General features: G+C 70.8%; 14 protein-coding genes and 2 tRNA genes. 6 read left to right on the top strand and 10 right to left on the bottom strand.

What is annotated here, in order from left to right; genetic code table 11:
- Positions 1-3 precede the first annotated feature (3 nt).
- Positions 4-1,017 carry a ribosome small subunit-dependent GTPase A gene (gene rsgA, locus H0H10_RS24775; protein WP_188183306.1) on the top strand — a complete coding sequence of 338 codons (1,014 nt, stop codon included), beginning with the start codon at positions 4-6 and terminating at the stop codon, positions 1,015-1,017.
- Between the two features lie 144 nt (positions 1,018-1,161).
- Positions 1,162-1,485 (top strand): DMT family transporter, encoded by a 324-nt coding sequence (locus H0H10_RS24770; protein ID WP_188183305.1) that lies wholly within the window; start codon positions 1,162-1,164, stop codon positions 1,483-1,485.
- A 20-nt stretch (positions 1,486-1,505) separates the two neighbouring features.
- Here H0H10_RS24770 and H0H10_RS24765 read toward each other — a convergent pair whose 3' ends face one another.
- Positions 1,506-2,114, bottom strand: coding sequence for a TetR/AcrR family transcriptional regulator (locus H0H10_RS24765; RefSeq protein ID WP_188183419.1), 609 nt, complete (start codon positions 2,112-2,114; stop codon positions 1,506-1,508).
- A gap of 354 nt (positions 2,115-2,468) precedes the next feature.
- Here H0H10_RS24765 and hisN point away from each other — a divergent pair, with 354 nt between their 5' ends.
- Together hisN and H0H10_RS24755 are read left to right on the top strand one after the other, a co-directional pair.
- Complete coding sequence (gene hisN, locus H0H10_RS24760; RefSeq protein WP_188183304.1) at positions 2,469-3,269, top strand: histidinol-phosphatase; 801 nt, start codon at positions 2,469-2,471, stop codon at positions 3,267-3,269.
- Positions 3,270-3,378: 109 nt separating this feature from the next.
- A complete protein-coding gene (locus tag H0H10_RS24755) occupies positions 3,379-3,783 on the top strand; it encodes a CBS domain-containing protein (protein ID WP_188183303.1) in 405 nt (134 codons plus the stop codon).
- A 76-nt stretch (positions 3,784-3,859) separates the two neighbouring features.
- On the opposite strand, the gene H0H10_RS24750 is transcribed toward H0H10_RS24755, so the two are convergent.
- Positions 3,860-5,311 (bottom strand): catalase, encoded by a 1,452-nt coding sequence (locus H0H10_RS24750; RefSeq protein ID WP_188183302.1) that lies wholly within the window; start codon positions 5,309-5,311, stop codon positions 3,860-3,862.
- A gap of 143 nt (positions 5,312-5,454) precedes the next feature.
- Here H0H10_RS24750 and H0H10_RS24745 point away from each other — a divergent pair, with 143 nt between their 5' ends.
- Entirely contained in the window at positions 5,455-5,871 is a 417-nt protein-coding gene (locus tag H0H10_RS24745) for a Fur family transcriptional regulator (protein WP_188183301.1), read from the top strand.
- A 143-nt stretch (positions 5,872-6,014) separates the two neighbouring features.
- On the opposite strand, the gene H0H10_RS24740 is transcribed toward H0H10_RS24745, so the two are convergent.
- From H0H10_RS24740 to H0H10_RS24725, 4 genes are all read right to left on the bottom strand, one after another.
- Positions 6,015-6,088: transfer RNA gene (locus H0H10_RS24740), tRNA-Met, on the bottom strand.
- An 80-nt stretch (positions 6,089-6,168) separates the two neighbouring features.
- Positions 6,169-7,983: a tetratricopeptide repeat protein gene (locus H0H10_RS24735; protein WP_223180377.1), complete on the bottom strand. Its 1,815-nt coding sequence runs from the start codon at positions 7,981-7,983 to the stop codon at positions 6,169-6,171.
- 238 nt (positions 7,984-8,221) lie between these two features.
- Positions 8,222-8,295, bottom strand: a tRNA-Met gene (locus H0H10_RS24730).
- A gap of 63 nt (positions 8,296-8,358) precedes the next feature.
- A complete protein-coding gene (locus H0H10_RS24725; RefSeq protein ID WP_188183418.1) occupies positions 8,359-11,337 on the bottom strand; it encodes a UPF0182 family membrane protein in 2,979 nt (992 codons plus the stop codon).
- A 164-nt stretch (positions 11,338-11,501) separates the two neighbouring features.
- Here H0H10_RS24725 and H0H10_RS24720 point away from each other — a divergent pair, with 164 nt between their 5' ends.
- Positions 11,502-12,044 carry a PPA1309 family protein gene (locus tag H0H10_RS24720; protein ID WP_188183299.1) on the top strand — a complete coding sequence of 181 codons (543 nt, stop codon included), beginning with the start codon at positions 11,502-11,504 and terminating at the stop codon, positions 12,042-12,044.
- Positions 12,045-12,065: 21 nt separating this feature from the next.
- On the opposite strand, the gene H0H10_RS24715 is transcribed toward H0H10_RS24720, so the two are convergent.
- The 4 genes from H0H10_RS24715 to H0H10_RS24705 all read right to left on the bottom strand — a co-directional run bounded on the left by H0H10_RS24715 (position 12,066) and on the right by H0H10_RS24705 (position 15,241).
- Complete coding sequence (locus tag H0H10_RS24715) at positions 12,066-13,160, bottom strand: YlbL family protein (RefSeq protein WP_188183298.1); 1,095 nt, start codon at positions 13,158-13,160, stop codon at positions 12,066-12,068.
- Between the two features lie 51 nt (positions 13,161-13,211).
- Positions 13,212-13,343, bottom strand: a complete 132-nt coding sequence (locus H0H10_RS40600) for a hypothetical protein (protein WP_262506308.1) — start codon at positions 13,341-13,343, stop codon at positions 13,212-13,214.
- Positions 13,344-13,520: 177 nt separating this feature from the next.
- Complete coding sequence (locus tag H0H10_RS24710; RefSeq protein WP_188183297.1) at positions 13,521-13,979, bottom strand: molybdenum cofactor biosynthesis protein MoaE; 459 nt, start codon at positions 13,977-13,979, stop codon at positions 13,521-13,523.
- Positions 13,980-14,119: 140 nt separating this feature from the next.
- Complete coding sequence (locus H0H10_RS24705) at positions 14,120-15,241, bottom strand: SDR family oxidoreductase (protein WP_188183296.1); 1,122 nt, start codon at positions 15,239-15,241, stop codon at positions 14,120-14,122.
- Between the last annotated feature and the right edge of the window lie 85 nt (positions 15,242-15,326).

Below are 15,326 nucleotides of genomic sequence, written 5' to 3'. Positions count from 1 at the left end.
GTCATGCGCCGCTACGGCAAGCACACCGACGAGGACGACATCCGCACGCGCCCCAACCGCAAGGGCAACCGGCCGCGCACGCGCATCCGGCCCAAGCACGAGGACGCCGCCGAGGGCATGGTCCTCACGGTCGACCGGGGCCGGCTGACCTGCCTCGTCGAGGACCGCACGGTCATGGCGATGAAGGCCCGCGAACTGGGCCGCAAGGCGGCGGTCGTCGGCGACCGGGTCGCCCTGGTCGGCGACCTGTCCGGAGCGAAGGACACGCTCGCGCGGATCGTCCGCATCGAGGAGCGCACCTCGGTCCTGCGCCGCACGGCCGACGACGACGACCCGTTCGAGCGGGTGGTCGTCGCCAACGCCGACCAGCTCGCCATCGTCACCGCCCTCGCCGATCCCGAGCCGCGCCCACGCCTGATCGACCGCTGCCTGGTCGCGGCGTTCGACGGCGGACTGACACCGCTGCTGGTGATGACCAAGTCGGACCTGGCCCCGCCGGACCAACTCCTGGAGCTGTACGGCGCGTTGGACATCCCGTACGTCGTCACCAGCCGCGAGGAACTGGAGAACGGCGACGCCGCCGACCGCGTACGGGAGCACCTGGACGGCAGGGTCACGGCCTTCGTCGGCCACTCCGGCGTCGGCAAGACGACCCTCGTCAACGCGCTGGTGCCCGAGGAGCGCCGGCGCACCACGGGCCATGTGAACGCGGTGACGGGCCGCGGCCGGCACACGACGACCTCCGCGCTCGCCCTGCCGCTGTCCTCCGCCGCGGACGGGTGGGTCGTCGACACCCCGGGCGTACGGTCGTTCGGGCTGGCCCACATCGATCCGTCGCGCGTGATCCACGCGTTCCCCGATCTGGAGCCGGGCACGGCGGGCTGCCCGCGGGCATGCAGCCACGACGAGAAGGACTGCGCGCTGGACGCGTGGGTGGCCGAGGGGCACGCCGACCCGGCGCGGCTGTACTCGCTGCGCCGGCTGCTGGCGACGCGGGAACGCAGGGAGGGCGACTGACGTTTCGCCCTGGGAGGGCCGCTGACCTCCGCGTTGTTTGCCCCCGCCTCGGCCCGGTAAGTGCATAATCGCACCAAGCCGGTTCCAAGCCTGAGCAAAGCCAGACGAAGCGGTCACGGTACGTGGACTACGGGAGGACGACACATGGCGTGGCTGCTGGTCATAGTGGCCGGGTTGCTCGAGACCGGGTTCGCCGTGTGTCTGAAGCTGTCGCACGGCTTCACCCGGCTGTGGCCGACCATCGCCTTCTGCGCCTTCGCGCTGGGCAGTTTCGGTCTGCTGACCCTCTCCCTGAAGAAGCTCGACGTCGGCCCGGCGTACGCGGTGTGGACCGGTATCGGCGCGGCGGGCACCGCGATCTACGGCATGGTTTTCCTCGGCGACCTGGTGTCGACACTGAAGATCGTCTCGATCAGCCTGGTCATCATCGGTGTGATCGGGCTGCAGTTGTCCGGGTCGGCGCACTGAGACGGCGCGCGTGTCGCGCGTCAGGACGTCAACTGGCTTGACAGGGAGGTCCGTACGAGCTCGGCCACGCCGCCGTCGGGCGGCGGTGCGGCGACGCAGGACAGGGCCAGACGGACGACGAGTTCGCAGGAGCGGGTCAGGTCGGCCGCGTCCGGCCCGGGAGTGCCGGGCCCGGACAGGACGGCCACGGCACGGTCGCGGACGAGGGCCACGAGATCGCCGGGCGAGGGCAGGGCCCCGTCGGCCCGGCGCTGCGCGGGGACGGTGGAGGAGGACGGCACCGCCTTCAGCGTCGGGGAGGGCAGCCGCTCGCTCCAGCAGCCGGTGAGCATGGCCCGTACCAGCGCGTTCTCGCGAGCGGCCGACGCGGTCCACTCGGCGGTCGCGGTGAGGCGTTCCCGGGGGTCGCCGGTCCCGGCGAGGACGCGCTCGACACCGGCGAGAAAACCGTCGGCCTCCCTGCGGACGAGTGCCCGGGCGAGCCCTTCCTTGCTGCCGAACTCGTTGTACAGCGTCTGCCGGGACACCCCGGCCGCCGCGGCCACGTCCACCATCCGCACAGCGGACCACGGCCGACGGGCCAGCGCCGAACAGGCGGCGTCGAGCAGGGACTCCCGGGCTGCAGGCATCATCGCCTCCCTCGGGCCGAGCGGCTCTGCGCCCAGATTTGACGCCCCCAGCACCCCTGTCAAGGTCCCCCGCACCGCCCTGGCCGCAGGCGACCACGCCGCCCTAGCTGCGGGCAGTCGTGCCTCCCCCAGTGCCTGAACGGCCTGGGAGGTACCCCCAGGGCGGCACGGGTGGGCGCAGCGGCACCCCGCAAGCGCCGGGCCGCGCACCCACCCCGCCCAGCACCGACGCCACGCACCGCCCAGCACGAACGGGACACCCCACGCCGTACACCACCCGGCGCCGCGCCGGACGCACGCCGCCGCCCAAACCCCCGGTGGCCCCGCCCCACCCCCGACAGATACCGTGGCCGCATGCCGGACTACCTCGACGACCTCCGCCTCGCCCACGTCCTCGCGGACGCCGCCGACGCCGCGACGACGGACCGCTTCAAGGCCCTCGACCTGAAGGTCGAGACCAAGCCGGACATGACCCCGGTGAGCGAGGCGGACAAGGCCGCCGAGGAGCTGATCCGCGGCCACCTCGGACGCGCCCGCCCCCGTGACGCGGTCCTCGGCGAGGAGTACGGCGTCGAGGGCACCGGCCCCCGCCGCTGGGTGATCGACCCGATCGACGGCACCAAGAACTATGTGCGCGGCGTGCCCGTCTGGGCCACCCTCATCGCCCTCATGGAGGCGGGCGAGGGCGGCTACCAGCCCGTCGTCGGCCTCGTCTCCGCCCCTGCGCTCGGCCGCCGCTGGTGGGCCGCGAAGGGCCACGGCGCCTTCACGGGCCGCAGCCTGACCTCGGCCACCCGGCTGCAGGTGTCGAAGGTCTCGGCGCTGTCGGACGCCTCCTTCGCGTACTCCTCGCTCAGCGGCTGGGAGGAGCAGGGCCGGCTGGACGGCTTCCTGGACCTGACCCGCTCGGTGTGGCGCACGCGCGCGTACGGCGACTTCTGGCCGTACATGATGGTCGCCGAGGGCTCGGTCGACTTCTGCGCCGAACCGGAGCTCTCCCTGTGGGACATGGCCGCGAACGCGATCATCGTCACGGAGGCCGGCGGCACCTTCACCGGCCTCGACGGCCGCCCCGGCCCGCACAGCGGCAACGCGGCGGCGTCGAACGGACTGCTCCACGACGAGCTGCTGGGATATCTCAACCAGCGCTACTGAGCGCCCTCTTGTTGACCTCCGCTTTACCTGCCACTCTGAGAGTCCCCCCACTTGTGCGTTTGTGAATCCATGAACTAACTCATGGATTCGGCAGGAGGTGGCTCCACCCATGCTCGTCCACGAAGCCATGAGCACGGTCGTCCTCACCATCGGCCCCGCCCACACCCTCCGTCAGGCCGCCGCCCTGATGTCCGCCCGCCGCGTCGGCGCGGCCGTGGTGTACGACCCGGACGCCGGCGGCATCGGCATCCTCACCGAACGCGACGTCCTCGACTCCGTCGGCCTGGGTCAGGACCCGGACACCGAACGCGCCCACGCCCACACCACCACCGACGTCGTGTTCGCCGCTCCCTCCTGGACGCTGGAGGAGGCGGCGCGGGCGATGGCGCACGGCGGCTTCCGCCACCTCATCGTCCTCGACCGGGGCGAGCCCGCCGGCATCGTCTCGGTGCGCGACATCATCCGCTGCTGGACGCCGGCGCGGCACCGGCCCGAAGCGGCGGTGACCGCCTGAGAACACGACGAACGGGCCGGACCCCCGTCCCCGGGGATCCGGCCCGCCGCAACGACAAGCGGTCCAGTGCTGGACGTCAGCCGCGCAGGGCCTGGACCGCGGCCTCCAGCCGCTTGCCGAAGTCACCGTCCGCCTGGCGGAAGTTGTTGATCGCGCGCTCGATGATGTCCTCGCGCGAGACCTGGGAGATGGAGCCCGCCAGGTTGTTGATCAGGCGCTCCTTCTCCTCGTCCGACATCAGGCGGTAGAGGTTGCCCGCCTGGACGAAGTCGTTGTCCTCGGCGTGGGAGGGAGCCGCGTGGTCGCCGGTCAGCCCGGTGACCGCGACCGGCTGCCACAGCGCCCGGTCCGTCTGGAACGGGCCGCCGAAGCTGTTCGGCTCGTAGTTCTTCGCGCCCTTGTGGCGGCCGTCGTACAGGTAGCCGTCACGGGAGTGGGTGCGCGCCTCGGTGGCGTGCGGGCGGTTCACCGGCAGGTGGTCGGCGTTGATGCCGACGCGGTAGCGGTGGGCGTCGCCGTACGCGAAGAGGCGGCCCTGGAGCATCTTGTCCGGGGACGGGCCGATGCCGGGCACGAAGTGCGCCGGGGAGAAGATCGACTGCTCGACCTCGGCGAAGATGTTCTCCGGGTTGCGGTTGAGCTCCAGCTTGCCGAACCAGAGGATCGGGTAGTCCGCGTGCGGCCACACCTTCGTCAGGTCGAACGGGTTGAAGCGGTACGTCGCCGCCTCGGCCACCGGCATGATCTGCACGCCGACCGTCCAGGACGGGAACTCGCCGCGCTCGATGGCCTCGCGCAGGTCGCGCTGGTGGGAGTCGGGGTCCTCACCGGCGAGCTTGGCGGCCTCCTCGGCGGTCAGGTTCTTGATGCCCTGGTCCGTCTTGAAGTGGTACTTGACCCAGAAGGCCTCGCCGGCCTCGTTGTTCCACTGGAAGGTGTGCGAGCCGAAGCCGTCCATGTGGCGGTAGGACGCCGGGATGCCGCGGTCGCCGAACAGCCAGGTCACCTGGTGGGTGGACTCGGGCGACAGGCTCCAGAAGTCCCAGACGTTGTCCGCCTCCTGCGAGCCGGTGTACGGGTCGCGCTTCTGGGTGTGGATGAAGTCCGGGAACTTGATGGCGTCCTTGATGAAGAACACCGGGGTGTTGTTGCCGACGAGGTCGTAGTTGCCCTCTTCGGTGTAGAACTTCAGCGCGAAACCACGCGGGTCACGGACGGCGTCCGCCGCACCCAGGTTTCCGGCCACGGTCGAGAAACGGAGGAAGGTCTCCGTCTGCTTGCCGACCTCGGAGAGGAACTTGGCCCGGGTGTACTTGGTGACATCGGCGGTGACCGTGAAGGTGCCGTAGGCACCCGCGCCACGGGCGTGCACGACACGCTCCGGAATGCGCTCACGGTTGAAGTGGGCCAGCTTCTCCAGGAGGAGCTGGTCCTGGACGAGCACCGGGCCGCCGACGCCCGCGGTCTCGCTGTTCTGGTTGTCGGCTACCGGAGCACCGGCCTCCGTCGTAAGCGGTCCCTGAGTCACGTGTGCCTCCTGCGCCAAAACTGCCATACCTGTCCCTTGGCTAATGCCGATCCCGATCCTACAATGGACAATGTCTAAGTCAAGTAAGACTCCAAAGTCACACCCGTTCGGGACCTGGTCCCCTTGCTGTTAGGCTGGTCTGTATGAGTGACCTTCTGGAACGGCTGCGTGGACGCGGATGGCGCATGACCGCGCAGCGGCGCGTCGTGGCCGAGGTCCTCGACGGCGAACACGTCCATCTGACGGCCGACGAGGTGCACGCCAGGGCTGTCGCCAAGCTCCCCGAGATCTCCCGGGCGACCGTCTACAACACGCTGGGCGAGCTGGTCACGCTCGGTGAGGTGCTCGAGGTCACGACGGACAAGCGCGCCAAGCGCTACGACCCGAACGCGCACCAGCCGCACCACCACCTGGTCTGCGCCCAGTGCGGCGCCATCCGGGACGTGCACCCGACCGGCAACCCGCTGGCCGACCTCCCCGACTCGGAGCGCTTCGGCTTCACCGTTTCGGACGTCGAGGTCACCTACCGCGGCACCTGCCCGAACTGCGCGGCGGCGTAGGCCCCGCCACCGATCGCACGAAAGCCCCGGCACCCTCGGTGCCGGGGCTCTTCTGTGTCGGCCCGGTCGCCCCGTCGGTCACGGCGGACCGGCAAACGCACCGAGGGCCGGAACCCTTTCGGATTCCGGCCCTCGGCCTTCAGTAGCGGGGACAGGATTTGAACCTGCGACCTCTGGGTTATGAGCCCAGCGAGCTACCGAGCTGCTCCACCCCGCGTCGATGAATGCAACATTACGTCAAGGGGTCGTCCGGAAGCAAATCACGCCGTCACACGCCGGTCCCGGCCCCACGCACCGCTAGGCCGACAGCTCCTCCCGCAGCGCGTCCCGCAGCCGTGCCGCCCGCTCCGCCACCTCGCCGGGCCCCAGCGTCACCGCCCGGTCGGCCCACCGCTGCCCCTCGGCCAGGTCCCCGCGCCGCGCGCAGACGAGCGCCAGGCGCAGCGCCGCCCGCCCGTGCCCGGCGTCGGCCGCCCGCCTCCACCAGACGACGGCCTCCGGCTCGCTCCCCTCCCGGGCCAGCAGCAGCCCGAGGTTGAACGCGCCGTTGCGGGACCCCGCCTCGGCCGCCTCCCGGTACCAGCGCGCCGCCTCCACGACGTCGCCGCGGGCCGCGGCCAGCATCCCGACCCGCACCTGGGCCCGGCGGTGCCCCTGGGAGGCCGCCCGCTCGTACCACTCCTCGCACTCGGTCTTCTCGTGGGCGCTCTCGCCCAGCTCGTGCGCGGGCTCCGGCGGCCGGCGAGCGTCGAGCAGGGTCGCCAGCCGGTACGCGGCCTCGGCGCTGCCCCCTCCCGCGGCGCACCTCAGGAACCGCTCCGCCTCCGGCTCGTCCCCGCCCCGCAGCAGCGCCATTCCGACCTGCAGCGCCGCCTCGGTGTGCCCGGCGGCGGCCGCCTGCTCGTACCACCGCAGCGCCGCCCGGTCCTCCCCCCGGCCGGCGTGCAGGATGCCGAGGTTGAAGGCCGCGTCGACGCTGCCCGCCTCCGCGGCCTTGGAGAACCAGGGCTCGGCGCCGGTCTCGTCCCCGCTCGTGAGCAGCAGGATCGCCAGCGCGTTCGCGGCCTCCCGGTGCCCGGCGTACGCCGCGCGCCGGTACCACTGCTCGGCCTGCGCCGTCCGCCCCTGCTCTGCGTAGAGCAGCCCGAGGTTGTACGCGCCGTTGTCGTCGCCGGCGTCCATCGCGGCCCGGTACCACCGCTCGGCGGTCTGGGTCTCGCCGCGCTCGGCGTGCAGCGCGCCCAGGGCGTTGGCCGCGTTGCCGTCACCGTCCTGCGCGGCCCGCAGCCACCACACGGCGGCGCTCTCGCTGTCCCCGGCGTCGCGCAGCAGGAAGCCCAGCGCGCAGGCGGCGCGCGGCTCGCCGTCCTTGGCCGACGTCAGGTACCAGCGCCCCGCCTCCTTGAGCTCGCCCCGCTTCTCCAGGATCGCCCCGAGGTGCAGCGCGGCCCGCCGGTGACCGCGGGCGGCGGCCTGCCGGTACCACTGCTCGGCCTCCTCGGCCGCGCCGGCCCCGGCGCCCTCGCCCCCGCAGGACTCGCGTGCGGACCGCCGGTCCAGCGTCCGCGCCAGCCGGTACGCGGCCTCACGGTGCCCCCGCTCGGCGGCGGCCCGCATCCACTTCTCGGCCCCGGCGTCGCCGCGGTGCTCCAGCAGGTCGGCGAGCGCGTAGGCGCCCAGCACGTGTCCCTGCTCGGCGGACTGGCGCAGCCAGTACTCGGCGGCGGGCTCGTCCCCGCGCTCGCGGTAGTGCCGCCCGAGCGCGTGGGCGGCCGGGGCGGATCCGGCGACGGCGGCGATCCGCCACCATCCGGCCGCCTCGTCGGCGTATCCGCGCTGGTGCAGCAGGACACCGAGGTTGTTGGCGGCGGCCCGGTCACCGGCGGCGGTGGCGGCGCGCAGATGGGACTCGGCTCCGTCGAGATCGCCGCGGCGCAGCAGCATGGCCCCGAGGACACTCATCGCCTCGACGTCGCCGGCCTCGGCGGCAAGCCGCTGCCGTACTTCCTCGGCGGCCTCGTCGGCGGCTTCCTGGGCCTCGTCCCCGGTCTCCTCCCGACCGGAGGACTGCGCAAAACGCCCTGTCCCGAACAGATTTGCCTTGTCCCCCATAACGTCCATCGTCGCACCACCTGCAACCTGGGTACACCTGGTGTACCGCAGCCATTGAGGTCACTTCAGCGTTTTGTCGACATGCCCACAGGGAGACAAGTCAAACACAGATCTCCCAACTCCCGTGGTCGGCGCGGCCGTCGCCCCCGCCAGCACATGCGTTCGCACATCACAAAGGCCCGGATCCCTTTCGGAATCCGGGCCTTTGTCGTCACTCGCGTACCGCGAACGACATCAGTAGCGGGGACAGGATTTGAACCTGCGACCTCTGGGTTATGAGCCCAGCGAGCTACCGAGCTGCTCCACCCCGCGCCGTTGTGTTCACAACCGTATCACGGCGCGGGACGGGCACTCGGCCGGCTCGGGAAGCGGCGGTCAGCCGCCGTCCGAGCCGCCGCCGGAGCTGCCGGTCGGGGTCGAGCTCGGACTCGTCTTGCCGTCCCCGTTCTTGTCGCTCCCGTTCTTGTCGCTTCCGTTCTTGTCGCTTCCGCCCGCGCCGGCCTGGGACTGCGCGTCCTCGGCCCGCTGCAGGGCGTCCTCCAGATCCTTCTGCGCCTCGCCGTACGCCGTCCAGTCGTTCTTCTTCAGGGCCTCCTGGCCGGCCTCGAAGGCCTCCTGGGCGTCGTTCAGCGCCTCCTGGACCGTCGGGTTGGCGGACGTCGGCGGCGGGGTGGTGTCCCCCTCCTCCTTCGGCGGCTCGGTGGCCGAACCCTCCGCACCGAAGACCTTGTTGAGGGCCTCGTCGAGCGTGTTCTCGAAGGCGGTGTTGCCTCCGTAGGTCACCAGGACCTTCCGCAGCAGCGGGTACTTCAGTCCGCCACCGCGTACGTAGACCGGCTCCACGTACAGCAGTCCTCCGTCGAGCGGGACCGTCAGCAGGTTGCCGTACTCGACCTCCGAGTCGCCGCCTCTCAGCAGCCTGATGGACTCGGCGATGTCCTGTTCGGAGTTGAACTGGCTCTGGACCTGCTTGGGTCCGTCGACGGTCGTGCTGGTCGGCAGTTTCAGGATTCTGATCTTGCCGTACCCGCTGGTGCCCGCCTCGGCGTCGACCGACATGAACGCGCTGAGGTTGTCACGCCCGTTGGGTGTGAACGTCGTCGTCAGCGAGAACGCCTGCTGGTCCTGGTCGGGCATCTTCATGCTCAGGTAGTACGGCGGCACCGCGTTGCCCGACTTGTTGGTCGGGTCGTCCGGCACCTGCCACACCTCGCTGCCGCTGAGGAACGTCTCCGCGTCCTTCACGTGGTAGCGGGTGAGCAGCTCGCGCTGGACCTTGAACAGGTCCTGCGGGTAGCGCAGGTGCGCCATCAGCGCGTCGGAGATCTCGCTCTTGGCCTTCACCGTGTCGGGGAACGCCTTCATCCAGGTCTTCAGGACCGGGTCCTGGGTGTCCCACTGGTAGAGCTTGACGTCGCCGGTGTACGCGTCGACGGTCGCCTTCACCGAGTTGCGGATGTAGTTGACCTGGTTCTGCTGGGCGACCACCGCGCGGGAGTCGTTGCTCGCGGTCAGCGAGTCGGCCGTGGTGCTGCCGAGGGTCGTGCGGGAGGCGTACGGATAGCCGTTCGTCGTGGTGTACGCGTCGACGATCCACTGGATGCGGCCGTCCACCACCGCCGGATAGGCGTCGCCGTCGATGGTCAGCCACGGGGCGACCGCCTCGACGCGCTCCTTCGGCGTCCTGTTGTACAGGATCTTCGATCCGTCGCCGATCGCGCCGGAGTACAGGATCTGCGGCTCGCTGAACGCCACCGCGTACGCGGCCCGGTTGACCGGGTTGGACAGGTCCACCCCGCCGTCGCCCTTGTAACTGGTGGTCTTCTCACCGCTGTCGTCGGAGTAGTCGATCTCCTTCTGGGGACCGCCGACGATCGAGTACGTGGTGGTCTTCTCGCCGTAGTACACCCGCTGCTCGTACGTCCCGAGGTCGCCCTTGGACGGCAGGTTGGACTCGGTGAAGACCGGGCGCCCCTCGGAGTCGACCTCGGTGCCCCTGGCCGCGACCACGCCGTAGCCGTGCGTGTAGCGGAAGTGGTTGTTGATCCAGTTCTTCTTCGGGATGCCCGCGAGGTTCAGCTCACGCAGGCCGATGACCGTGTCCTGCTCCTTGCCGTCTTTGGAGTACCGGTCGACGTCCAGGTTGTTCGGGAACGCGTAGTAGTTCCGCATCTGCTGGAGCTGCTGGAACGTCGGCGAGACGATGTTCGGGTCCATGATCCGGATGGACGCGGCGTCGTCGACGTCGTCGCGGAGCTTGGCCTTGTCGTCGCTGTTGCCCTTGCCGGAGTACTCGGTGACCTGCGTGCCCTGGATGCCGTACGCCTCACGCGTGGCCTTGAGGTTCTTCTCGACGTAGGGCGCTTCCTTGGCCTGCTCGTTCGGCTGGACCTGGAACTTCTGCACCAGCGCCGGGTACAGGCCGCCGATGAGGATCGCCGACAGCACCATCAGGCCGAAGCCGATCACGGGCAGCTGCCAGGTCCGCCGCCACAGGGTGGCGAAGAACAGCAGGGCGCAGATGACGGCGATGCAGAACAGGATCGTCTTGGCCGGCAGGTAGGCGTTGGCGTCGACGTACCTCAGGCCCGTCCAGTTGTCGGTCGCCTTGAAGTCGCTGGACTTCACCGCCAGCCCGTACCGGTCCAGCCAGTACGCGACCGCCTTGAGGGCGACGAAGACGCCGATGAGCACCGACAGGTGGCCGGTGGCCGCGGCCGTGGCACGCGCGCCCGGGCTGGTGATGCGCAGCCCGCCGTACAGGTAGTGGGTCAGCGCGGCGGCGATCACGGAGAGGATCACGGCCGCGAAGCCGAAGCCGAGCAGGAACCGGTACCAGGGCAGGTCGAAGGCGTAGAAGGAGACGTCCAGCTCGAACTGGGGGTCCTTCTGGCCGAAGGGCACGCCGTTGACCCACATCAGCCAGGTCCGCCACTGGCTGGACGCCGAGGCGCCGGCGATCAGGCCGACCAGGGCGGTGATGCCGAGCAGCAGCCACTTCTTGTACGGGGCGATGCCCATCCGGTACCGGTCGAGGTTCTGCTGCTCCATCGACATGGCGCTCAGCGGCGGGCGCAGCCGGTGGGCCAGCCAGATGTTGAACCCGACGGCGAGCGCCATCAGCAGACCGAAGACGAAGAAGAGCCCGATCTTGGTCCACAGGGTCGTCGTGAAGACCGACGAGTAGTGGACCGAGCGGTACCACAGCCAGTCCGTCCAGAAGCCCGCGAACATGGTGAAGGCCATGCCGAGGACGGCGAGGACACCTAGCGTCATCAGCAGGGTCCGGACACGCCGGGACGGGCGGCCCACTCTCATCCGCGGCCCTGTCGGGCCTCCGCCGCGGTCCGGCATCTGGAAAGCCAAGGTGCGCACCTCGAAGTTCGCTGTTGATCCGTCAGGCCCTCGGGTTCGCGGGCCCCCCGTGCGCCCCCGAGTTCGTGGGCCCACACATATGCAACTTACTCATCGTTTACTCGGTTCCCGATTCGGGCCAGGAACGAGGCAGGATTGTGACCATGTCCAACACCCCCATGGCAGCGAGTCCCCTCACCCGGGCCGTGCTCGAGATCGACGAGTACGTGTCCGGCCTCGGCTGGGATCAGCCCGCACGCCTTTTCGCACTCGTAGACACCGCACGGCTGCGGGCCGAGCAGCCCACCCTCGCGGACCGGCTCGGTCTTCCGGACGAGCCGGAGGCCTCCGGCCTGACCCCGATCGAGCAGGACGAGATTCCAACGGATCAGCCGCTGGACGAGTTCCTGGCCACGATCGCCTGGCCGGACGCGGTGGCCGGCTGCGCGCTCGCCGTGGAGCGGCTGATGCTGCCGCCGTCCGCGGAGGCGCAGGTGCCCGGCGGCCTGGACGAGGCCAAGCTGGCGCAGTGGGTGGCCGAGCACCCGGACCGCCAGGAGGTCCGCATGACGGTCGCGGTGCTGCGCGACGGCGCCCGCGAGTCGGCGCTGCGCCTGCGGGAGAAGGACTCCCCCACGGAGGTCCTCACCGGCTCCGATCTCGTGCCGGGCCTGGCCGAGGCGCTGACGGCGACGTTCGAGGAGTAGCCGCCGGGCCGCCCGGTCCGGTCACTTCGCCGTGCACTTCGGCAGGTCGGCGGTCTTCCCCGAGCGGATGTCCTCCAGGGCGCCGAGGGCGTCGTCGATGGTGTCCACCTTGACGAGGGTGAGTCCCCCGGGGACGTCCGCGGCGGCGGCCGCGCAGTTGTCGGCGGGCGTCAGGAAGTACTGGGCGCCCTTGCCGCGTGCGCCCAGGGTCTTCATCCCGATGCCGCCGATCGGGCCGACCTTGCCTGTGTCGTCGATCGTGCCGGTGCCGGCGACGAACTTGCCGCCGGTGAGGCTGCCCGGGGTGAGCTTGTCGTAGATGCCGAGCGCGAACATCAGACCGGCGCTGGGACCGCCGACGTCGGCGAGCTTGATGTCGATGGAGAACGGGAACGTGTGGTCGGTCCCGGCGGAGATGCCGACGATGGCGCGCTTCTCACCGGCGTCGTCCGAGGTCGCCGTGGTGATCGTCACGTCCTTGGTGGTCGTGGGCGTCCGGTTCTCCTTCTCCGCGGCGGCCTGCTCCTTGGCCGGGACGATCGTGAAGACCACGTCCTCGCCGGGCTTGTGCTCGGTCACCAGCTCGGCGACGTCGCCGGGCTCCTTGACCGTCCTGCCGTCCACGGCCTTGATCACGTCTCCGGCGTGCAGCCTGCCCTGTGCCGGGGAGCCCTTCACGACCGTGGACACGACGACCCAGGACTTCACCGGGATGTCGAGCTCCTTCAGGGCGGCGACCTTGGCGCTCTCCTGGGACTGGCTGAACTCCTCGGCGTTCTCCTGGGTGGCCTCCTCCTCGGTCTTGCCGTCGGGGTAGAGGGTGTCGTGCGGCACCACCCGGTTGTCGTGCGCCAGCCAGCCGTAGACGGCCTCCACGAGATTCATCCGGTAGTCGGCGCTGGTGACCCGGACGGTGGTCATGTTCAGATGCCCGCTCGTCTCGTAGGTCTTGTGCCCGGAGATCTGCAGCACCGGCTCGCCGTCGTGGTCCCCGAGGGTGTTCACCGTCGGACCCGGGGACATCTCCGAGTACGGCACGGGGATGAACACCCCCGCGCACAGGAGCGCGATCAGCATCAGGGTGGAGGCGAGCATCGTCGCGGTGCGGCGTGGCATGGCACGACAGTACGGGACGGGGCTGTCGGAACACCGTCAGGGAGGCCCCGGTCAGGCGCCGGTGCGGGACCTCTCCATGGCCTCGCGGAACCGGGCGTACCCGGCGAGCTCGGGACCGTCACTGCGTACCTTGCGCGTCCGGTTGGCCCAACTGCCCCACAGTCCCGCGACGACAGCAGCCACAAGCGGAATCAGCAACCAGGCGAGCGCCGCCATGCCGACCTCCCAACCCCATGAGCGTCCGCTACTGACTGATCAGCAGATTAACCATCCGTAGTGACAACGCTCACGCCGGGGGGCCGGTTACGCAACCGGAGGGACAAGGGCTGACCCGTATGGCCGTCAGCGGCGACGACGGCGCTACGCGCCGACCCATTCGTCGGTGCCGTCGGAGAAGGTCTGGTGCTTCCAGATGGGCACCTCGTGCTTCAGGTCGTCGATCAGCTTCCGGCACGCGTCGAACGCCTCGCCCCGGTGCGGACAGGACACGGCGACGACGACGGCGAGATCACCGACCTCCAGGTCCCCGATCCGGTGCACGGCGGCCAGCGCCCGCACCGGGTACTCGGCGACCACCTTCTCGGCGACGCGCCGCATCTCGGCCTCGGCACTGGGGTGGCAGGAGTAGCCGAGGCGGTCGACGTCGGAACCCCCGTCGTGGTTCCGCACGGTGCCCACGAACAGCGCGGTCCCCCCGGACGCGTCGTCGCCGACGGCTCTGAAGACCTCGTCCACGGAGAGGGGCGTCTCCCGGATACCGATCAGCTTGACGGGGTCCGGCGCCGCCTGCTCGCCGGGGTGGTCGCTCATGGTTGCCATGCGTCCATCGTGCCCCACGGCACGGACAGGGCGGAATAGCGCTTTCCCCCGGCACGCGCGCGTGCCGGTTTGGAGCCTCCTACAGGCGACCTGCGCATACGGCTCCGGTGAGCGGGCCGGCCTCGGGGCCGCGGCCCGCCTCAGATCCGCCGCCGGGCCTTGCGGGCCCGCCGCACCACCGCGGCGGCACCCAGCAGTGCCACCGTCGCGCCCGCCGCACCCGCCGCCGTCGCGTCCTTCCGGCCGAGGCGGCGCCCGGCGACCGTGTGCCGCCCGGAGACCTCCTCCAGCAGCTCCGCGAGCACCTCCTCGTTGGTGTACTTCGGCCGCCATCCCGCGTCGTGCAGCCGGCTGCCGCTCACCACCCAGGGGTACATCGTGTACGCCAGGTCCCCGGCCGGCGAGGGCGTCAGCCCGATCCGGTGCAGCCGTGCCGCCGCGCCCAGCGCGACCGCCGAGGGCAGTTCCATCCGCCGGATCCCGCTGAGCTCCTCGACCTCCTCCTGCTCCAGCCATCCGTCGCAGCCGACGGCCAGCTCGCCCTCGGCCTTCTCCAGAACGGCGTACTCCAGAGCACTGCACAGGTCCTCGACGTGGCAGAACTGCCAGGCCGGCCGCGACCCGGCCACCACCAGCAGGCGAGGCGACTCGAAATACCTGGTCAGCGCCGTGTCCGTGCCTCCGACCAGCACCGCCGGACGCACCACGGTGACGTTCAGCCCCGGATGGGCCCGCGGGGCACGCCGCGCCAGCCGCTCGATCTCCAGCAGGTCACCGACACCGGTGGCCTCGGCCGTCGCGCGCAGCTCGGCGTCCTCCGACAGCGGCAGCTCGTTGTCCGGCAGCGCCCCGTAGACCATCGAGGACGTGCACAGCACGACCCGGTGGACGCCGGCGGCCGCGGCCGCGGTCAGGACGGTCTGCGTCCCCCGGACGTTGTAAGCCGTCCGGGCGGCGGCATCGGTCTCCAGATCGAGGTCGAGCGCCAGGTGCACCACCACGTCCGCCCCGCGCAGCTTGTCGGCGATGGCCGGGTCCCGGACGTCCAGGACGTGCCACCGGGCCGCCGCGCACTCGCCGCGCCGCTCGTCGATGGCGAGGACCTGCCTGACCTCGTCCGACGCCGCCAGCCGCTCGGTGAGCAGCGCGCCGACGCCGGTCGCGGCGCCGGTGACCGCGACGACGGGTCCGCGCGCGCCGGAACCGGCGGAACTGGTTGACTGGTTTCGCGCTGCGCGAACCTGCGGATCTGGGGAACTCACCGGGCGTCTCCAGCGGTTGTCTTCTGTACGGGCGCGAGCGACGCGTACGTACCAGGTGGCATCCATCCTGCCGCAGGCCGTCAGT

Origin of the sequence: Streptomyces griseicoloratus, from assembly GCF_014534645.1 — a bacterium.
Taxonomy (GTDB): Bacteria; Actinomycetota; Actinomycetes; order Streptomycetales; family Streptomycetaceae; genus Streptomyces; species Streptomyces griseicoloratus.
The sequence above is the reverse complement of the archived record's forward strand: the minus strand, read 5'-3'. Positions and strand labels throughout refer to the sequence as shown.